The organism is Rheinheimera sp. ATLC3, assembly GCF_059429535.1.
Map to the genome: position 1 here is coordinate 1,978,172 of NZ_CM182103.1, position 20,177 is coordinate 1,998,348.

General features: G+C 50.5%; 19 protein-coding genes and 1 tRNA gene. 11 read left to right on the forward strand and 9 right to left on the reverse strand.

Going from position 1 to position 20,177, the window contains the following annotated elements; genetic code table 11:
- Positions 1-5: 5 nt before the first annotated feature.
- The 5 genes from leuD to AC5SV9_RS09230 form a co-directional block, all read right to left on the reverse strand.
- Positions 6-608: a 3-isopropylmalate dehydratase small subunit gene (gene leuD, locus AC5SV9_RS09210; RefSeq protein ID WP_475153158.1), complete on the reverse strand. Its 603-nt coding sequence runs from the start codon at positions 606-608 to the stop codon at positions 6-8.
- Positions 605-2,041, reverse strand: coding sequence for a 3-isopropylmalate dehydratase large subunit (gene leuC, locus AC5SV9_RS09215; RefSeq protein WP_475153159.1), 1,437 nt, complete (start codon positions 2,039-2,041; stop codon positions 605-607). The genes leuD and leuC overlap by 4 nt, the downstream gene beginning before the upstream one ends.
- On the reverse strand, positions 2,041-3,117 hold the full coding sequence (leuB, locus tag AC5SV9_RS09220) for a 3-isopropylmalate dehydrogenase (protein ID WP_475153160.1): 1,077 nt from the start codon (positions 3,115-3,117) through the stop codon (positions 2,041-2,043). The genes leuC and leuB overlap by 1 nt, the downstream gene beginning before the upstream one ends.
- A complete protein-coding gene (gene leuA / locus AC5SV9_RS09225; RefSeq protein WP_475153161.1) occupies positions 3,114-4,697 on the reverse strand; it encodes a 2-isopropylmalate synthase in 1,584 nt (527 codons plus the stop codon). Before leuA ends, leuB begins: the two co-directional genes overlap by 4 nt.
- Before the next feature lie 440 nt (positions 4,698-5,137).
- Complete coding sequence (locus AC5SV9_RS09230; RefSeq protein WP_475153163.1) at positions 5,138-5,863, reverse strand: outer membrane protein OmpK; 726 nt, start codon at positions 5,861-5,863, stop codon at positions 5,138-5,140.
- Between the two features lie 246 nt (positions 5,864-6,109).
- Between AC5SV9_RS09230 and AC5SV9_RS09235 the strand changes: the two genes are divergently transcribed.
- A tRNA-Leu gene (locus tag AC5SV9_RS09235) sits at positions 6,110-6,196 on the forward strand.
- A gap of 203 nt (positions 6,197-6,399) precedes the next feature.
- On the forward strand, positions 6,400-7,404 hold the full coding sequence (locus tag AC5SV9_RS09240; protein ID WP_475153164.1) for an arginine repressor: 1,005 nt from the start codon (positions 6,400-6,402) through the stop codon (positions 7,402-7,404).
- A gap of 56 nt (positions 7,405-7,460) precedes the next feature.
- Here the strand turns inward: AC5SV9_RS09240 and AC5SV9_RS09245 are convergent, their stop codons facing one another.
- Complete coding sequence (locus tag AC5SV9_RS09245) at positions 7,461-8,348, reverse strand: AraC family transcriptional regulator (protein WP_475153166.1); 888 nt, start codon at positions 8,346-8,348, stop codon at positions 7,461-7,463.
- Positions 8,349-8,496: 148 nt separating this feature from the next.
- Between AC5SV9_RS09245 and AC5SV9_RS09250 the strand changes: the two genes are divergently transcribed.
- The gene (locus AC5SV9_RS09250) at positions 8,497-9,228 is read left to right on the forward strand and encodes an SDR family oxidoreductase (protein WP_475153168.1); all 732 of its coding nucleotides are present in this window, start codon (positions 8,497-8,499) and stop codon (positions 9,226-9,228) included.
- A gap of 78 nt (positions 9,229-9,306) precedes the next feature.
- Here the strand turns inward: AC5SV9_RS09250 and AC5SV9_RS09255 are convergent, their stop codons facing one another.
- Both AC5SV9_RS09255 and AC5SV9_RS09260 read right to left on the reverse strand, forming a co-directional pair.
- The gene (locus tag AC5SV9_RS09255; protein ID WP_475153170.1) at positions 9,307-10,461 is read right to left on the reverse strand and encodes an iron-containing alcohol dehydrogenase; all 1,155 of its coding nucleotides are present in this window, start codon (positions 10,459-10,461) and stop codon (positions 9,307-9,309) included.
- Between the two features lie 29 nt (positions 10,462-10,490).
- Positions 10,491-11,339 (reverse strand): type 1 glutamine amidotransferase domain-containing protein, encoded by an 849-nt coding sequence (locus AC5SV9_RS09260; RefSeq protein ID WP_475153171.1) that lies wholly within the window; start codon positions 11,337-11,339, stop codon positions 10,491-10,493.
- 129 nt (positions 11,340-11,468) lie between these two features.
- Between AC5SV9_RS09260 and AC5SV9_RS09265 the strand changes: the two genes are divergently transcribed.
- A complete protein-coding gene (locus AC5SV9_RS09265; protein ID WP_475153173.1) occupies positions 11,469-12,380 on the forward strand; it encodes a LysR family transcriptional regulator in 912 nt (303 codons plus the stop codon).
- 19 nt (positions 12,381-12,399) lie between these two features.
- Here AC5SV9_RS09265 and AC5SV9_RS09270 read toward each other — a convergent pair whose 3' ends face one another.
- A complete protein-coding gene (locus AC5SV9_RS09270) occupies positions 12,400-13,764 on the reverse strand; it encodes a M24 family metallopeptidase (RefSeq protein ID WP_475153175.1) in 1,365 nt (454 codons plus the stop codon).
- Between the two features lie 155 nt (positions 13,765-13,919).
- On the opposite strand from AC5SV9_RS09270, the gene AC5SV9_RS09275 reads away from it, so the two are divergent.
- The 7 genes from AC5SV9_RS09275 to AC5SV9_RS09305 all read left to right on the forward strand — a co-directional run bounded on the left by AC5SV9_RS09275 (position 13,920) and on the right by AC5SV9_RS09305 (position 20,165).
- Positions 13,920-15,146, forward strand: a complete 1,227-nt coding sequence (locus tag AC5SV9_RS09275; RefSeq protein WP_475153176.1) for an adenosine deaminase family protein — start codon at positions 13,920-13,922, stop codon at positions 15,144-15,146.
- A gap of 335 nt (positions 15,147-15,481) precedes the next feature.
- Positions 15,482-15,691, forward strand: a complete 210-nt coding sequence (locus AC5SV9_RS09280) for a hypothetical protein (protein ID WP_475153177.1) — start codon at positions 15,482-15,484, stop codon at positions 15,689-15,691.
- Positions 15,692-15,795: 104 nt separating this feature from the next.
- On the forward strand, positions 15,796-17,241 hold the full coding sequence (locus AC5SV9_RS09285; protein WP_475153179.1) for a sensor histidine kinase: 1,446 nt from the start codon (positions 15,796-15,798) through the stop codon (positions 17,239-17,241).
- Positions 17,238-17,840 carry a hypothetical protein gene (locus AC5SV9_RS09290; protein ID WP_475153180.1) on the forward strand — a complete coding sequence of 201 codons (603 nt, stop codon included), beginning with the start codon at positions 17,238-17,240 and terminating at the stop codon, positions 17,838-17,840. Before AC5SV9_RS09285 ends, AC5SV9_RS09290 begins: the two co-directional genes overlap by 4 nt.
- Entirely contained in the window at positions 17,827-19,176 is a 1,350-nt protein-coding gene (locus AC5SV9_RS09295; RefSeq protein WP_331924359.1) for a sigma 54-interacting transcriptional regulator, read from the forward strand. Before AC5SV9_RS09290 ends, AC5SV9_RS09295 begins: the two co-directional genes overlap by 14 nt.
- Before the next feature lie 6 nt (positions 19,177-19,182).
- Complete coding sequence (locus AC5SV9_RS09300; protein ID WP_475153182.1) at positions 19,183-19,536, forward strand: DUF2288 domain-containing protein; 354 nt, start codon at positions 19,183-19,185, stop codon at positions 19,534-19,536.
- 77 nt (positions 19,537-19,613) lie between these two features.
- On the forward strand, positions 19,614-20,165 hold the full coding sequence (locus AC5SV9_RS09305) for an acyl-CoA thioesterase (protein ID WP_475153184.1): 552 nt from the start codon (positions 19,614-19,616) through the stop codon (positions 20,163-20,165).
- Positions 20,166-20,177: the final 12 nt, after the last annotated feature.

Here is a 20,177-nt window from a genome sequence, read left to right on the forward strand (position 1 = left end):
AGTATTTAACCCAACCAGGGTTGGCTGGCTTTGCGGCTTTGCTCGTAATCGGCAATTTGTGGGTTTAGCAGCTCGCTTGAGCCGATAAAATCCAAGCCCGATAACAGGCGCTGTTTAATATCAGCGTCAATATTAAAGCCCATAGCGGCGTTGTTACCGAACAGTATTTCCTGGCTTTGTAAGTCTATTTGCCACTGCTGCGGGCCTTGGGCGCAGCGGTTAAACAGCAGCTCGATATTGGTTTTACTTAGCTGAATTAACAACATGCCGTTATTGACGCTGTTGTTAAAGAAAATATCCGCAAAGCTTTCGGCGATAATGACATTAAAACCGTATTGTTTAATGGCCCAGGGCGCATGCTCGCGGCTGGAGCCGCAGCCAAAATTAGCGCGGGTTAATAAAATACTGGCGCCCTTAAACTCTGGTTTGTTCACAACAAACTCGGGGTTAGGCGTACCGTCAGCCAGATAGCGCCAGTCGTAAAACATTGCCTGCGCAAAACCATCCCGGCTAACGCTGGTTAAAAATTGCTTCGGGATGATCTGATCAGTATCAACATTGTTTTTATCCAGCGGGCAGACTAAGCCCTGTGCAAAAATCTGGCTCATGCCCAGTCTCCTTTTTCATTCACTGCGGCAATGTTAACAAACTTACCGGCGATAGCAGCAGCAGCGGCCATAGCCGGGCTGACTAAGTGGGTACGCGCGCCACGGCCCTGACGGCCTTCAAAATTACGGTTTGACGTTGAAGCACAGCGCTGGCCGGCGTCTACTCTGTCGTCGTTCATGCCCAGGCACATGCTGCAGCCCGGTTCGCGCCACTCAAAGCCAGCGTCTTTAAAAATACCGGCTAAACCTTCGGCTTCGGCCTGGCGTTTTACCACGCCCGAGCCCGGCACCACCAATGCCCGCACACCTGCGGCGACTTTTTTGCCCTGCACAACACTTGCTGCGGCGCGTAAGTCTTCAATCCGACTGTTGGTGCAGCTGCCGATAAACACCACATCGACTTTACAGTCGGTCAGCTTTTGCCCCGGCTGCAGCCCCATATAGGCCAGCGCCCGTTCTGCGGCGTCGCGCTTAGTGGCATCACTGAAACTGTCCGGTGCCGGCACCGCCTGATCTACTGCAATAACCTGCTCAGGATTAGTGCCCCAGGTAATTTGCGGCGTAATGCTGGCAGCATCAATTTCGACTATCTGGTCAAACACCGCGTCAGCATCAGAGTACAGGCTTTGCCAGTACTGCACCGCTGTATCCCAATGTTCTGCTGCCGGCGCATGGGCTTTGCCTTTAATGTAATCAAAGGTGATTTGGTCCGGTGCAATCAGGCCGGCTTTGGCGCCCATTTCAATGCTCATATTGCACAGTGTCATGCGCCCTTCCATGCTCATAGCGCGAATAGCACTGCCGCTAAATTCAGCCACATAGCCATTGCCACCAGCGGTACCTAACTTGCCAATTACCGCCAAAATCACATCTTTTGGCGTGACATGAGCACTCAGCTGGCCATTGATCTCGACTTTTAACGTTTTTGCCTGTTGCTGCGGCAGCGTTTGCGTGGCCAGTACATGCTCTACCTCTGAGGTACCAATACCAAAGGCCAGCGCACCAAAGGCGCCATGGGTTGACGTATGCGAGTCACCACACACGATGATCATGCCCGGTTGGGTTAAGCCTTGCTCCGGGCCGATAACGTGCACGATGCCTTGGTCCGGGTGCGTTAAATCCAGCAGTGGGATCTGGTTTTCAGCGCAGTTGGCCGCTAAGGCTTCCAGTTGCTTGCGCGATGTCTCGCCGGCAGCGTCCAGGCTGCGGCGCTGGGTAGACACGTTATGGTCCATGGTAGCGAAGGTTAAATCTGGCCGGCGTACCTTGCGGTTAGCCAATTTTAAACCGGAGAACGCTTGTGGTGAGGTCACTTCATGAATTAAATGCCGGTCGACATACAACAGGTCAGTGCTGGGGTTTAATTTACCCACTACATGGCTGGCATAAATTTTCTGATATAAGGTTTGTGCTTTGGAACTAGCCTGGCTCATTAATGAGTCTCCTGCCGCAAAGTGGCAACAATAGCAGCGCCAACCGCTGCTGTGCCGTAAGTCGATTTCGGGTTAATGTCGCGTGTAACAATATGCTGCTCTAAGCAATGCTGCACCGCGCGCTCAATGGCGCAGGCTGCCTGTTCTTCGCCAAAGCTGTAGCGCAGCATCAGCGCAGCACTTAAAATTTGTGCTATCGGGTTGGCGATACCCTGGCCGGCGATATCGGGTGCACTGCCACCGGCTGGCTCGTACAAGCCAAAGCCGCTGCCGTTTAAACTGGCTGAAGGCAGCAAGCCTAAACTACCGGCAATAGCGGCCAGCTCGTCAGATAAAATATCGCCAAACAGGTTGTCGCACAGCATGACATCGAACTGCTGCGGGCTTCGGATCAGCTGCATAGCGGCGTTGTCGATGTACATATGTTCCAGTGCCACATCAGGGTAGTCTTTTGCTACCTGCTCTACCGTTTGCCGCCATAAAATGCTGGTTTGCAACACATTGGCTTTATCAATGGATGTCACTTTTTTACCGCGCTTTTGCGCTGCTTCAAACGCCACCCGGGCAATACGGGTAACTTCCGGCACGCTGTAGCGCTGGGTATCAAAGGCGTCGTTGTCGTTACGGCCTTTTTCACCAAAATAAATACCGCCAGTCAGCTCGCGCACGCACAATACGTCCATGCCTAAGCTGCTGACGCGCGGGTGCAGCGGCGATAAATCGGCAAAGGCCGGGTAAATCTGGCCGGGGCGCAGGTTGCAGAATAAATCGAAGGTTTTTCTAAGCGGCAGTAAAGAGCCGCGCTCGGGCTGTTTATCCGGTGGCAGGCCGGTCCATTTTGGCCCGCCGACCGAACCGAATAAAATAGCGTCGCTTTTTTTACACAGCTCTAAGGTGCTGGCGGGCAACGGCTCGCCGGTGGCATCCAACGCCGCGCCGCCGACTAAAGCCGGGGTTAACGTCAGGCCAAAACCAAACTTATCTGCGACGACCTGCAGCACTTTTTCCGCCTCGGCCATCACTTCCGGGCCGATACCATCGCCAGCCAGTACTGCTACCCTATACTGCTTTGTCATTGCTGTTCACCTGCTGCTATTTTTGTTGTGGTTTGCCGTGCGTGTTTATGGGCATCAATAGTTTGCGCGCGTTGGATCATATTCAGCACATGCACATAGGCCAGTACTGAGCTACGCACGATATCGGTAGCCAAACCGGCACCGTGAAAGCGACGGCCCTCGTGCTCGGCAATAATATCGACCTGGCCCAGCGCATCTTCGCCGCTGCCTTTGGCCTGTAAGTTAAAGTCGACCATCTTGATATCCAGCTTGCTGATGCGGGCAATCGCACTGAATGCCGCTTCAACCGGGCCATTGCCGGTAGCCGCCTCAGTAAAGACTTTATCGCCACAGCGCAAGCCAACAGTAGCGCTTGCCACATGGCCGGTATGGGTAGATGAGCTTAAAAATTCCAGTGCGTAATAATCGTTTTGCTCCTGCATGTTTTCAAAAAACACCAGCGCTTCTAAGTCATAATCAAACACGCGGCCTTTTTGGTCAGCCAGCGCAACGAAGCTTTTGTATACCGCTTCTAAGTCATAGTCAGCGTTGGTGTAACCCAGCTCGGCTAAGCGGTGCTGAATAACATGGCGGCCCGAGCGCGAGGTTAAGTTCAGTTCATTCTGGCGGATGCCGACTTGCTCGGGCGCCATAATTTCGTAAGTGTTTTGCGCTTTTAATACGCCGTCCTGATGAATGCCGGAGCTGTGCGCAAAGGCATTTTCACCGACAATGGCTTTGTTCGGCTGAATGGGCATATTGCAAATTTGGCTAACCAAGTGAGAGCTGCGGTAGATCTCGGTGGTTTTGATATCGCTATACAGCGGCGCTAACACATCTTTGCGGGTGTTGATAATCATCGCCACTTCTTCCAGCGAACAGTTACCGGCGCGCTCACCTATACCGTTGACGGTACATTCAATCTGCCGGGCACCGGCCTGTATTGCGCTGATGCTATTGGCTACCGCTAAACCCAAATCGTTATGACAATGCACACTTAAGCGGGCTTTATCGATATTTGGCACCTTGTTACGTAAGGCACTGATAATGGCAGCAAATTCGTTTGGTATGGTATAGCCGACCGTATCAGGAATATTAATGGTGGTGGCACCGGCGGCAATGGCTCGCTCGACAATCCAGCATAAATCGTCAATCGGTGTGCGGCCGGCATCTTCACAGGAAAACTCAATATCGTCGGTATAACGGCTGGCCAGTTTAATAGCCGCAACCGCCTGTTCGCTGGCCTGCGCCAGAGTTTTACGCAGTTTGTACTGTAAGTGCAGCGGTGAAGTAGCGATAAAGGTATGAATACGGCGGCGCTCTGCGTCTTTTAATGCTTCGCCACAAGCTTCAATATCGGCACTGACAGCGCGGGCCAAGCCGCAGATAATCGGGCCTTTTACTTCGCGCGCGATGCGTTGCACTGAGTCAAAATCGCCCGGGCTGGATACCGGAAAGCCGACTTCCATCACATCGACATTCAGCCGTGCTATCGCATGCGCCAGCTGAATTTTTTGTTTCTGGCTTAAGCTGGCGCGCAGTGCCTGCTCGCCGTCGCGTAAGGTGGTGTCAAAGATCCAGATTTTATTATCACCGCTCATTTTGTGTTTCCTGTTCCGTTGTTCGGTTTAGGTGGCAACTTTTGGCGGGGCGTAAAATGCAAAAAACCCCGGCCAGTGGCACGGGGTTTTAGCGTTATCGGTTCGGTACGTTTTTACCAATAAGCAGCACCCCGCGCGCCGGTGAGGAGCACGAGGAGGCTAATTGTTGAAACGCGACGGTTAAAATTCATTGATTGCTCTGTTTGGTTACTTGGTTAGCAAAACGCCAATAGTAATAGCATGGTTATTTTTTATCTGCAACAGTATAGATGGCTAAATGGCAAAAAACTTTATGCTTTATGCAGAGAACCTGCTTGCCCTAAGCACACCGTTGGAGCCCTGGACGGGCGTAAACGAGCCCCCAGGGATGGGTTTACGGCGTGTGTGCGTGGGCAAACAGGTTTTGCGCCAACGTAACCCGGCTTGCGCGTTCCGGGTCGTTAGAAATGCGCTTTTACCAATAAGTTTACGTTTGACTCATCGGTGCGAAACGCCGGGCTGTCGGCTATGCCATATTTGTTGCGCCAGTACACATACTCTACGCCGACATAGAGTTTGCTTTTCATATTCAGAAGCGGATGCAGTGCCCATTTTAACTGCGACGTCATATTCATACTGGCACTTTGATCTGCAGTGGCACTGCTCCAGTCCAGAAAACCGTCATACAAAAACTGCAGCTTGCCCAGGCTGAACGGGAAAGCCCAGGTGGTGGTCAGCTGCCAGTTGTCGGCAACGCCGTCATTATTGCGCCGGTAGAAGTTAAGCTTAACGTAATTAAACCCCGGCACGCTTAAATCAGTGGCCACGCCATAGAGAAAATTGGTTTGCAGTGATGACATCTCTACCGTGCTGGTAAACAGCAGATCTTTGACGATGCCGTATTTCAACTCAGTGTTGCTTAGTTTACCTAGGCTAAGCCTGGGCGACCACTCAGCATAATTGCTGCGCCGGCCATTATCGGCGCGCAGGTGATCGAAGAAGAAAAAGCTATCTCCCCAGCTGGTACCTGCTACATGCTCAAAGGTCAGCACCTGTTTATCCGGCCCGTCTACCCGGTAGTTGCTACCATTTAAATAGGTTAAGCTGACATCCTGCCACAGCAATTCTGCCTGTAGTGGCAGGCTGCATCCGGCACACAGGCCGGCCAACATCATTGCTTTGAACATGTTTATCCTAATACGTCAGTTGCTACACCTGTCAAAACAGCAACCAACATTAAACGACAGCAAATCAGATACACCGCGTAAAAATAAGCATAGCAGCGCAGTTCAATAAAGCTTTGAAATATAAGTAACAAAAATGGCGTGGTTTTGGTTAACAGTGCTACCGAAAGCAGAAAATAGCTTGCATAAAGTTGCAGGGTTACTTAAGATGCGCGCCGTCTTACCAAGCGCATTCGCGCCAACGACTCTGCCCGGGTGGTGAAATCGGTAGACACAAGGGATTTAAAATCCCTCGGGGGAAACCCCGTGCCGGTTCAAGTCCGGCCCCGGGCACCATTTAAGTTATTATCTATCTTTTGTTATTAACAATCTCACTATCCCGTTTTTACTAAGCTGTTTCCTGTCCCAAAGGAAGCATGCAGGTTGTCACGTGCTGACATATGGCGGAATTTATACCTGTATAAAACTAGTCGCTTATAGTTAACATCTTGCAATAAACAGTTAGTTCATAAAGAATTATCCATGAGGTTCACTTAAAAATGAAAGATATTATTTTCGTACTGGGACCAGATGACAACAAATCAAGCAAGATAACATATAGTACTGAAAATAAAATATCTGTAAAATTTGTAGGAATCCTTCCAATATATCCGACAATCCTACAGCTCCCAGAATTAAAGAAGAGAAGTCACTTAGTTATCTTGGGGATTCATAAAAAATTCATCCCCCCCAGAGAATTAAAAAATGTAAAACTGGTTAATCTGATAGGGAACCCGGACGGCAATTTCCATAGCTTAAAGATTACAGAAAATTTAATTACAGACCTATCGTTTGAAGATGTTATAAATAACCCAGTTAATATATATAAAACCTCTAGGCTTACTTTACCTAACTTGATTGGTGACATTAATAATGTCGTAATTTCAAAAACGGTAGCAGTGAGCGCTTCTACTTCTAGCGAGTTAATTGAGGCAGTTAATAAAAATGAATTTTCGTACCCAGTAATAGTCAGACTGGCCGGGTATCATAATGCTGAACATATGAAGAAAATCGACTCAGAGGCGGATTTTCACTCAATAAGAGATTGGTTTTCTACAAAGAGGAATTTCATTATTTTGGAGTATATTAATTGCCTTGGTGAGGATGGGTATTACCGGAAAGCTAGAATAGCTGTAGTTGGTGGAAAATTCCTCCCTCAGCACTTTTTAAGTTCAAAGACCTGGTGTGTAGATGTAAAAAATAGATACAACATAATGCTAAAAGAAGACCTGTTAAGAAATGATGAAAAAACATTCTTCGAATCATTTAAAAGAACGATATATCCAAAATATCAAAACCAGCTAAAAGAAATACACAGAAGAATAAATCTTGACATATATGGCATAGATTGTTTTTTTAAAGACAATGGTGAAATAGTAATATTTGAAGCTAACGCATGCATGGATTTTACCTCGATGTGGCTTGGGCCAAACAACGAATATCAATATAAAATACCATACAGAGCAGCAGTGCGTGATGCCATAATAAAGCTAATGAGCAATTAATTCTGCAATCTTTTTTTATAAAAAAGAAATATTTTTTGAAAAGTCATACGTCAAGCTTATAACCTTATTCTGGCAATATCACGTGCCGGCGGGCTACCAAACATGCGCGCATATTCGCGGCTGAACTGCGACGGGCTTTCGTAACCCACCTTATGTGCCGTGCTGGCTGCATCCATATGCTGCGAGATCATTAAACTGCGCGCTTCGACCAGCCGGACTGACTTCTGAAACTGCAGCGGGCTCATATTGGTGACCGCTTTAAAATGGGCATGAAACGACGATACACTCATCCCGGCCAAAGCGGCCAGCTCCTCTATGGTAACGGTTTGATCGTAGTCGCGGCGCAGTTTTTGAATAGCCACCGAGATGCGCTGGGTTGGCGTGCCCTTTAGCGATATTTGGGCAATTTCTTTGCCGTAGTTGCTGCGTAGCATACGATAGTGCATCTCACGGACCAGGCTTTCACCTAACACCGGAATATCATCAGGCACTTGCATCAGGGCCAGCAACCGCAGCAGGCTATCGCCCATTTGCGGATCTACCTGGCCGATAAACAGGCCGCTTTCTGGCTTGCGGTTTGCCACCGCCAGGTATTGCATTTGCAACAGCAACTCTGATAGCAGCCTGACATCAATATTGATCTGAATAACATAATACGGTTGCTGCTCTGACGCCTGCACCACAGTGCCCAGAATAGGCAAGTCGACTGACGCCACCAGAAACTCCAGCTCGCCGTAGCTTAGCATGTCGCTGCCAAGCATCACGTTTTTACGGCCCTGCACGATTATACACAGGCAAGGCTCATACACTGCAGGCATCGTGATCTGGGTGCGGCTAACCTTGTAGCAAAACACGTTGGGTATAGCGGTACTGTTTAAGCCTTCATTAACAGCGACCTGTTGTACCAGCTGCAACAGTTGTTGGTTCAGTGTACCTTGCGTCATCCGGCGCCTCTCATCAGGTTGGATAATCAGGCAATCATAACGGATCTTTGGGTATCCATAACAGTCTTTAATCGCTTTAGCATAACAGGCATCGGGTTAGCCCGTACTAAACCAGCAGTATTCCCTGTATCTACGAAGGAGTTTTTATATGACTAGCATTAAATCTAAAGTTGTTCTGATCACCGGTGCCAGCAGTGGTATTGGTGAAACTACCGCCGAAGTGTTAGCTAAAGCCGGGCACACCGTGCTGGTGGCGGCACGCCGCACCGACCGTCTGGAGGCATTAACCCAGAGAATTAAGCAAGCTGGCGGTACAGCGAAAGCCTATACGCTTGATGTTACATCACGCGAAAACTTTAAAGCGGTGGTGGCGGCTGCCAGCGAAGAGTTCGGCCCGGTTGATGTTTTGGTGAACAATGCAGGCTTAATGCCGCTGTCACCGATGGCCGCACTAAAAGCCGATGAGTGGAACCGGATGATAGACGTTAACATTAAAGGTGTACTGAATGGCATTGAATCCGTGCTTAGCGTGATGGAGCAACGTGGCGGCCACATTATTAACACTGCCTCTATTGCAGCCCATAATGTGTTTCCAACCGCTGCGGTTTACTGCGCAACTAAGTTTGCCGTGCGTGCTATTGCAAACGGTCTGCGTATGGAAACCAAGAAAGTCAGGGTAACGACGATCTCCCCTGGCGTAGTTGAAAGCGAGCTGGCGCACACCACCACAGACAGCGCAACCAAAGCCTGGCTGGAAGATTTTCGTCAGGTAGCGCTGAAGCCTGAAGCGATAGCAAATGCCATTGCCTACGCTATAGCACAGCCGGATGAGGTGAATGTCGATGAAATGATTATCCAGCCTACACAGTCGGCCAACTAAGAGCGCCGTTTAAGCCAGATTAAAACCCCGGCCGCGTCATGCGCACCGGGGTTTTCGTCACGAGTTGCTGCAGCCGTTTTACAGCGCCAGCTCCAGTATCTGCCTTGCTTTAGCTAAATCGATATCACCGTGTTCACCTAAGGCCGTCATACCATTACGCTCCAGGTTAGCGATAAGTTTATCGATATCGGCTGCGGCCAGGTTGTAATCTGACAGCCGGGTTTTCACACCCATGTGCTCGAAAAAGTCTTGCGTGGCTTTAATGGTTTTGTCGATCACTTCGTCGGCGTTGCCACTGTTTATGGCAAAAACGCGCTGGCCAAACTGTAGCAGCTTCTGCCGTTTTTGCTCACGCTGCGCATACATCAGCGCCGGTAACACTATTGCCAGTGTCTGGGCATGATCCAGGCCAAACAGTGCTGTCAGCTCGTGGCCAATCATATGGGTGGCCCAGTCCTGCGGCACGCCTTTGCCAATTAAACCGTTCAATGCCATCGTAGCGGCCCACATCACATTGGCGCGTACATCATAGTCTTGTGGTGTCGCCAGCGCTTTTGGCCCTTCGCTAATCAGGGTTTGCAAAATACCTTCGGCAAAACGGTCCTGCAGCGGCGCGTTTACCGGGTAAGTCAGATACTGTTCAATCACATGAACAAATGCATCCACCACGCCGTTGCCAACTTGTTTTACTGGCAGCGAGTAAGTGTATACCGGGTCCAGCACAGCAAATACCGGTTGCACCAGGTCGGAACCAAAGGCGCGTTTTTGCGCGGTGGCTTTGTTGGTCACCACAGAGTTACCGTTACTCTCTGAGCCCGTTGCTGGCAGAGTCAACACTGCGCCTATCGGCAAGGCTGACGCGAAAGAGGCACCTTTAGCCAGAATATCCCACGGCTCGCCGTCAAAGTTTGCCGCAGCAGCGATAAACTTAGCACCATCAATGACGCTGCCCCCGCCAACGGCCAGAATAAAGTTCAGCTGTTTACTGCGCACCAGCTCGACCGCCTGCATCAGGGTTTCCAGTGTCGGGTTAGGCTCTACGCCGGAAAACTCTTCGTACTGTATGCCGTTTAACAGCGTCAGCACATCATCGTACACGCCGTTACGTTTAATCGAACCGCCGCCGTACAACAGTAATACCCGGGCGTCTTGCGGTAACCGGCTTTTGGCCTCTTTAATCTGGCCTTTACCAAACAGAATTTCGGTTTGGTTTTTAAAGGTAAAGTTCAACATAACAACTCCTATCGTATCGGTTCACAGCATTATTCAGTGGCAGTTGCCAGTTTATCTAACATCGCAGCAGCCAGTGCTTTATCGGAAAACGGGTTTTGCCCGGTGATCAGCTCACGGTCGATAACCACATTCGGTGTCCAGGCTTCACTGTATTGCATATTGCCGCCGGCCTGTTGCATGGCTTTACCGGGGTAATACTGCAACTTGTCACCCTTTAACGATGTCTCAAATACCGTTTCTTCTGCGTCAGAGAAAATGGTCATTTTGTAGCCTTGGTAAATCCAGTTGCTGGCCACAGGTGTTTTTTGCTGTACCAGTGCCTGCTGGTATTGCTGCGGATTGTGCTGGGCAGACAGCAGCGCTATCGGGCCATGGCAGATTGCCGCCGTTGGTTTAGCCTGCGCATTAAAATGTGTCAGTATAGTACCAACCTGCGGGTTATTGGCTAAATCAATCAGCGGCGCATGGCCGCCGGGTATAAACACCGCTTCATACTGTGCCAGGCCACCGTCTATAACTTCCTGTAATGACAAAGTGTCGTCAATACCAGGAATGTCTGCTATCACCTGCTGAATACGCTGCATTTCTGCTTCGCTGCCACCAAAATATTGGGTCGTGACAGATTTCTCATCTACCACAGGCGCATTACCTTTGGGTGTGGCCAGTACCAGTTCATAGCCCGCCTGCATAAACGCATCTGCTGGTACGCCAAATTCATTCAGGTAATAACCGGTACTTAAGGTTTTACCGTCCTGCAGCTGCATTTGGCTTTCACTGGATAACAACACCAGGATCTGGCCCTTGCTGGTTTCTTCTGCCAGAGCCGTTTGGCTCAGGCTGCTTAATACTGCCACCGCTAAAAGTGTTTGCTTAAACATCCTATCCTCACTTGTCTGTTGTTAAGCTGCCCGTTGCAGCATCAGATGACACAAGCTTAGGCGGTTTCGCTTGCGATGAGAATTCAGCGCTTTTATGATCAGCCATCATATTTCTGATGGCTTATTGTAATGTCATACTTTGTTCAGCTCCGCACTTTTGTCGAAGTTTACCGCTGCCGCACGATCACCAAAGCTGCTGCCAATTTGGGGCTATCCCAACCCGCCGCTACGGCCCATATTCAAAGTATTGAATCGCTGATAGGGGTCGCGCTGTTTGAGCGCAAGGCACGTGGTGTTGAGCCAACAGCGGCTGCGCACGATTTAGCACTGCAGGTGTCAACGCATCTGGATGCGGTAGAACAAAAGCTGGCATCAGTGCGTAACCGCAGTAAAGCTGTATACGGCACATTAAACATCGCCGGGCCGGCAGAGTACATCAGCCATATTGCCGGGGCACAGTTTGCCAACTTGCTGCAGGCCGGCGAAGTGAATCTGGTGGTGCACATTGGCAACAAAGAGCGGATTTATCAGCTGCTGAGCGAAGGCACTGCAGAGCTGGCTATTACTGCCTCAACCCCCGACCCTGAAGCATTTGACTATCAGATTATTGATAGTGAACGGCTGATGCTGGTGGCAAACCGCTTTACCGGTACGCAGCTGCAGCAGTTGGCTGTTAGCGCCGAGCAACTGGCGCTGTATCCGGTCGTCAGCTACGACAGCACGCTACCGCTTATCCGGCAATATTTTAATGCCGTATTCAACCAGAGCTGCCAATCACCGATAGCTGCCATCTGCCCCGATATCAGGGCGATTGCCGGTATTGTCAAAGCCGGTGTTGGCTACAGCGTATTGCCGGATTACCTGTGCCGTGATGGCATTAAAAGCGGGGAACTGATTCGTTTAGGCGCAGCCGGCCCGGAAAATGTCATTTATCTGGTATGGCGTAAAGGGGCGCTTAAGCACCCCAGAGTAAGCTACGCCAAAGATATTCTGATGGCCTTTGCCAATATCAATAAATATGCTGCCGATACGGCTGGCTGAGCCTCACCACAGCGCTTTACTAACGAATCAAATGCCACTGTGTTTGCCGGCCCGCCAGATAGATCACCTGTTTACCGTCAAAGTAAGCGCTTTGCTCCAGCTTTATCTGTATCAGCTGGTTTTGCCACTCCGGCACCACCTGCTTAATATTGCCTTCAATGGCATAAGCGGTGTTGGCATATACCAGCCAGTCACCCTGCACCGCTGTCGGGCCCTGATTATCCCACATGCCGATAGTCGGTCCCGGCGCATGGCCGACAAACCCCAGCGCATGGGTGTAGGTACTGTGGTTAATCTTTGCCTTCGCCGCAGCTTTATGGGTTGCAGCCAGTATCTCGTTGCCACTGCGGCCGGTGCGAAATGCCTGTGTTAGTAAGTCCTGCCAACGGTTGCCGGTGGCCAATGCTTGTTTTAACCCTACAGGCACATCAGCTTCGCCATTATTCAGCACGTAAGCCATTTCCTGGGTATCGGTACACAGTTTCAGATAACAAATTCCCACATCAGTATGCAGTGCATCGCCGCGCTGAATAATACCACTGCTGCCGCAAAATGGGCTGTCAGCCCGACAACTTGTGCCTGCACGCTGTAAACTGACCGAGGGCGTAAACCATACCGGCAAATCCAGCTGCTCAAAGCGCTCGCGGATATACCAAACCACATCGTCAGTGGTTGTTACCCCGGGCGTGATCACCTTATTGCTAAAAGCTTCGGCGATTACGCCTCTGGCCAGTCCCACCACCTGCGGATATAACTGCAACTCAGTGGCAGTGCGCTGTTCAAACCAACGGATCACCAGTTTCTCGGCGCTGACCAGCCGCGGCTGATATTCAGCTGGCAATACCTTAAGCAGCTGCTGATGCAAACCTGAGGTTAAGCCATCCGCTACCGGCCAGTGCTCAGATACGTTAATACCAATTTGCTTAGGAGAGCGCTTTACAATTTCCGCTGCCAGTGCCTGCCACTGCGCCGCTAAATCGCCACCAGACCAGGCAGACTCATAGGGCGCCCCGAGCGGATAACGGTTAACCGATAGCTTCTCCACACTACCATCGGCTTTGCGGCTAAACAGCAACATAGTGGTGCGCCGGGCGGCAAACGTCGGCTGAGGTACCAGCGTAAAGTACACCGGGTCTTCGGCATATTCGCGGTTAACCACCAGCCACATATCCAAGCCCGCTTCCGCCATCAACTGCGGCAGCAACTGCTCAAGCCGCTCAGTTAAAATCTTATTTTCCGGCACGACCCGCTGCCGTGGTGTCAGCACCTGAAACTCGCTGGCAGAAAGGAGCTGACGCCCCTGAGCAAAAGTATCGGTTTTGGCTAACAGGTTGCTGGTCAAAAATGCACAGGCTATAGCCAGCAAGGTGGGGAAGGATTTCATTGCAGTTCCTTTAGCATTGTTGTTCTGATTATTGCTTTGTTTTAAGCCAGTTAAACCGCTTAAGCAAGCAAACAGAGGGTGAATATGACAGTAAAGCCACGAATAGCACTGAATTTGCGATACACTTAATGGCAGTGAACTGCCAAGGAGTTGTTATGCCGCGTTATTCTGCTGAATTTATCAAAGAGATGCCTAAATCCGACCTCCACTTGCATCTGGATGGCAGCTTGCGGCTCGAAAGCCTGATTGAAATGGCCAAACGTACCGGTACTAAACTGCCTGCCGATACCGTAGAGGGGCTTAAACAGCTGGTATTTAAAGACAAATACCATAATCTGGGCGAATATTTACACTGCTTTCAATACACCTGTGCCGTATTGCGCGATATGGAAAACCTGGAGCGTGCAGCCTATGAGTTGGCCATTGATAACCAACTGGAAGGCGTAAACTACATCGAAGTACGTTTTGCTCCCCAACTGCTTATCGACTTACCCAATGGCATCGATTTTGACCGTGTCATGCATGCCGTTAATAATGGTTTAAAACGCGCGATGCAGGAGTACAACCGCTCTGAACCGGTGCTTAGCGGCCTGAAGCCACCTTTTGCCTATGGCATTATTAACTGCGCCATGCGCATGTTTGGCGACAAAGGCTTCTCGCCTTATTACACCAACCTGTTTCAACTGATGCGTGATTTTGCACCGATGGATGTCATTAAACTGGCAGCGATGGAGCTGGTGCGGGCCAGCGTGCGGCTGCGCGATGAAGAGGGTATGCCAATTGTCGGCCTGGATCTGGCCGGCCAGGAAAGTGGTTACCCGGCCAGCAAGTTTAAAGAGGTGTACGAATACGCCCACCAGCATTTTTTACTGAAAACGCTGCATGCCGGCGAAGCTTATGGCGCAGAGAGCGTATTTGAAGCCATTACCGAATGCTATGCCGACCGTATTGGCCATGGCTACTCCATGTTTATTCCACAGATGATCAGCGATCCGGAAATTCACGACAAAGCGGCTTATATCCGTAATCTGGCGTCCTACATTGCCGACAAACGCATCGCTATTGAAGTCTGCTTAACCAGCAACCTGCAAACTAACCCGGCGATCACCGATATTAAGCAGCACAAATTTAAAGACATGCTGGAAAGCCGCATTGCTACGGTAATTTGCACCGACAACCGCCTGGTGTCTAACACCACTGTCAGCAAAGAATATCAACTGGCGCTGGATAACTTTGATATTCCGCTGAAACGCCTGAAAGACATGGTGGCTTATGGTTTTAAAAAGAGCTTTTTCCCCGGCACTTATGTTGAAAAACGCGAGTACGCCAAGCAATGTCTGGAATATTTTGACCGCGTCGCAAAAAAATATGAGTTTATATAATTAAATTCAATAACTTATATTTTGTGTCGCCAAAAGCATACACCATAAACATCTGATAAATAACAATATTATTTTCAAGCCAGATTAACTGTCGCCGAACTGCGACAGTTAATCTGCTCACTCCTGCTTTCGCATAAATAAAATACAAATAAACAATTGATTTATATGAAAATATAAATAATTTTCAAACTTGGCACAGCCCTTGTATTAAGTATACCAAGCGACGTTACAGGAGAATGTCGCAAGTGCAGGTTGCTAAGTGCCTTTGCCACATTCTCCTTCGAACTGACTGAACGCAGCACGCTGATGTAAAGCTGCATTTAACGGAGGTTGTTATGGACTTATTTCTGATGGGTACAGTGTTGTTTTTACTGGCTAACGTAGCTGTAGTGATCAGCATGCTGCGCCGTGTAAACCTGAACAACGACAGCGTGTTGGCATGGGAACAGGCTCAAATGGCCGCTACCCCAACACAACCAGTTGCAGTACCGGCATTACCGGCGGCAACGGCTTACCAGCCATCTTACCTGGCCGAGGCGGCTTAAGCCGCCAGCGCCACTATCCCATGAGTTCAGCGGCTTCGCTGAATTTTTGTAAGGCCAGAACCCCACTGGCCTTTTTTTTTTGCCGGTAAAATAGGGTATGCTTAATGGCCCTGCGATTACGACAAACGACTATGCGCTTTTCTTTGCAAACCGCTTCTTTGCGGCAACTGGTGTTATTGAGCTTTTTTCTCGCCCTGATCCCGGTGGCGGTGTTGATGTGGCAAAGCCACAGAGCGCTTAGTGGCGTTAGCCAAAACGCTGTCGCAGAAGCGGAATCTTCAATTGCTAGTGTACGCCGCGCTGAGAACATGCAGAACCTGGTGGTGGACATAGAACGGGCAGTGCGTCAGCACGCCGTGGTGAAAACCGAAGCCTTAGCACGGGTAGCCCAAACCCACCTGGATAACTATCAGGCCCTGCTGCAACAGGTGTGCGACAACGTCGGCCAACCGCAGTTGTGCCAGCAACAGCAGTATCAGCTGCAAATCATTCTGGACAATTTCACTGCGCTTAGTAGCAGCGAACTGGAACCGGTGATGCAGCAGTTTCGTTTGCAGCAACAACAACTGACGCAGCAAATCTGGCTGTTGCTGGAAAAAAATCTGCAACAACAGCAGCATTTTGTAGTGGAGAGCCAACAGCAACTGGCCTGGCAAACGGTCGCACTGGTGTTTCTGACCCTGTTGTTGGTGCTGTGGGCTTCTGGCCGCATTACTGCACCGGTGCGTAAGCTGGACAGAATGATCCGCGCTATCGGGCAGCAGCATCAGTTTCCGGAAGAAAAAATGACCGGCCCGCGTGAACTGACTGAACTGGGTGAGCAGCTACGCTGGTTAAGCTCGCGTCTGCAACAGCTGGAAGCACTCCGGCTGATTTTACTGCGCCACGCATCGCACGAGTTAAAAACACCGTTGTCCAGCATTCGTGAAGGTTGTTCATTACTCAGTGAACAACTGGTAGGCCCGTTAAACCCTCAGCAGCTGGAGGTGGTAGGCTTGCTAAACGGCAGCGCCGACCGGCTCAGTGTATTAACTGAGCAACTGCTGGATTACAACCGCTTGCTGCAACAGGCTAAGCCCGAACCAGACTGGCATTCACCGCAACAATTGCTGACCGATTGCTTTAACGACCATGCGCTGTCGTTACAGCAACGCGGTCAAAGTATCGATCTGAGTTGTCAGCTCAGCGCGATTTATACCGACGCTACGCTATTCCGGCGTATACTGGATAACCTGATTAACAATGCTCAGGCCTATGGCAGCCAGAACAGCCCGGTATGGGTAAAATTGTACCAGCAGGAACATCAGTTGTTTCTGGATGTCGCAAACAATGGTAATCCTATTCCTACTGCACTGCGCGAGAAGTTATTTGAACCCTTTCAGCGTGGCACCACACCAAGGTTTGATGCAGTACAAGGCTCCGGTCTGGGGTTATCTATCGTCGCCGACTGCGCACGCCTGCTGGGCGGCCATGCCGACATTGTTGATGTTATTTATGCCGACGTCTGTATTAGGGTGCGGCTACCGCTGTTAGAGGACAAACCAGCATGAAAAGCGGATTAATCATCCTTTTTAGCCTGACCCTGGCCGGCTGCCAGATAAAGCCGGCACCAGAGCCTATAGCGCCAGTGCCAGAGCCGTTACCGCAGACTGAGCCGTTAGTCGATTTTGCCGAGCAGCCAGAACCGGCTGCACCCGCGCTAAAGATCAGCGACGATGCCGATGCGTTACAAGCCTGGGTGAACTACCGCGCCGCTATGCTAAACCGGGTAAATGAAGAGCGCGAACTGCTTAACAGCGATACCACACAGAACGATGTCTGGATGCTCAAGCGTACTATTTTGCAACTGCATCCCGACACCCCATACCTGACGCGGCTGCGGATCCAGATGCAACTGGCCGATCAGCTGGCCAGCCTGCCGCCGCAGCTGGCTGCTTTGCTAAGCTGGGATTTGACGTTTAACCAGAAGTTGCTGGAAGCCGAATCCGCAGTCAGCGCACTGACGCGTTTAAATGCGCAGCAACATGACAACATAGAACGGCTGCAAAAAACCAACCGCGAGTTGCAGAAGAAAATAGATGCGCTGACCCAGATAGAGGCCCAGCTGAACCAACCTAAGGTGCAAGAGGATAATAATGGCCAGCGCTAAGCCCCGTTTATTGCTTGTTGACGATGACCCAAGCCTGCTGCGACTGTTAACACTGCGACTGGAAGGCGAAGGCTATCAGGTGATCAGCGCTGACAGCGCCGAGGCAGCTTTGCCTTTATTGGCTAAAAACAGTATCGACGTCGTGCTCAGCGATTTGCGCATGCCAGGCCTGGACGGTATGAGCCTGTTTGATGAGATTGCCAAACGCTACCCGGGGTTGCCGGTGGTGCTGATGACAGCGCACGGCTCGATCCCCGAAGCCGTTGCCGCTACCCAGCGCGGCGTGTTCGGCTTTCTCACCAAACCACTGAATACCAGTGAGCTGCGCGATATTTTACAAAATGCTGTACATCAATCAGTGCCGGAACAGGCTGAATGGCGCGAAGATATTATTACCCGCTCGCGCCTGATGGAAGACGTACTGGAGCAAAGTTACCGCGTGGCGCAGCGCGATGTCAGCGTGCTGATCACCGGTGCCAGCGGCACAGGTAAAGAGCTACTGGCAAAAGCAATACATAAAGCCAGCCCACGTGCAGCGAAAGCTTTTGTTGCCATTAACTGTGGCGCCCTGCCGGAACATCTGCTGGAATCTGAGCTGTTTGGCCATACCAAAGGTGCCTTTACCGGTGCAGTTACCGAGCATGGCGGCTTGTTCAGGGAAGCCGATGGCGGCACCCTGTTTCTGGATGAAATTGGCGATATGCCGGTTGCGCTGCAGGTTAAGCTACTGCGCGCGCTGCAGGAGCGGCAAATTCGCCCGGTCGGCAGCGCCAAAACGGTACCCATTAACGTCAGAGTATTATCAGCCACCCACCGCGATCTGCAGCAAGCTATGCAGGATGGCAGCTTCCGTGAAGATTTATACTACCGGCTGAATGTGGTTAACCTGCAACTGCCAAGCCTTGAGCAGCGACCCGAAGATATTCCTTTGCTGGCACGCCATGTGCTGCAGCAAAGTGTAGAACGGCATCAGGTTGATGTAACACGTTTTTCTGACGATGCAATGCAGCTACTGGCCACCGCCAAGTGGCCCGGCAATGTGCGTCAGCTGGTCAACGTGGTGGAGCAATGCGTTGCGTTAACCCATAGCCCGGTAATAGGCGCAGCTCAGGTGGAGCAGGCATTATCGCAGGACAGCAGCTACTGGCCACCGCTGACAGAAGCGCGCGATCAGTTTGAGCGTCAGTACCTGATCCGCGTATTACAAATGACTGAAGGCAATGTTACCCGCGCCGCTGAACTGGCCGGCCGCAACCGCACTGACTTTTATAAATTACTGAAAAAGCACGAACTCAGCGCCGCCCAGGTGGCCGAGCAAGGCGATGAAACTGAGTAAACTTTTATGACTGCAATCACACCACCAGATGCGCATCTGATCGATGATGAACATAACCCTGAACTGATAAAAGCCAAAATTATCAGTGAGACAGCCCGTATCAACTGGCTGGAGCTGCAAAAATTTTACGCTGCCGGTGCCGTAATTACCGTGTCAGCAGCGCTGGATTTGGTTGACGTAGCGTTTGCCTTTAGCCGCGATGACAAAACCCGCGTTACCGACTGGCTGGCGGCAGGTACTGTCGGCCGCACCAGCGAACAGCAGGCACAGCAGTGGTTTGATGAGAAAACCGAGTTGTGGGCCGTGGTTATTTCACCCTGGGTACTGGTGCAACACAAACCCACTCATGGCCTGAATTAGGCCAGACACAGCAGAGCAGTTATTCACTATTGCTTTGCTACACTTGGCTACACCCTCGTCAGTAAATAGAAGCCGTTATGAGCGAAGAATTTAAAAAAGGCAGCAGTTCACGCGTCACCCTGTCGCAGCTGATGCTGCCATCACACTCTAATTTCAGCGGTAAAATTCATGGTGGCTATCTGCTGTCACTGATGGATCAGATAGCCTTCGCCTGCGGCTCTAAGTTCAGTGGTAAGTACTGTGTCACCGCCTCGGTTGACAGGGTAGACTTTTTAAACCCGATTGAAGTCGGCGAGCTGGTTACGTTAAAAGCGTCGGTGATATTTGTGGGCAACAGCTCTATGGTGGTCGGCATCAGGGTAGAAGCGCAGAATATTCAAACCGGTAAGATAAAGCACTGTAACTCGTCGTATTTTACGATGATTGCCAAAGACGAGCAGGGTAACAACGTGCGGGTACCACGGCTTATTTTAACCAGCAAAGAAGAAGTGCTGCGCTTTGTTAAAACTACCCAGCGCCTGAAACTGCGCCACAGCTACGCTGAGCTGTGTGCCGACTTTGATGGTGATATGCAACAGGCGATAGAGCAAATCACCACGAATTATCAGGTGCAGGTGCAACTAGGTTAGTTAGCCCAGCCG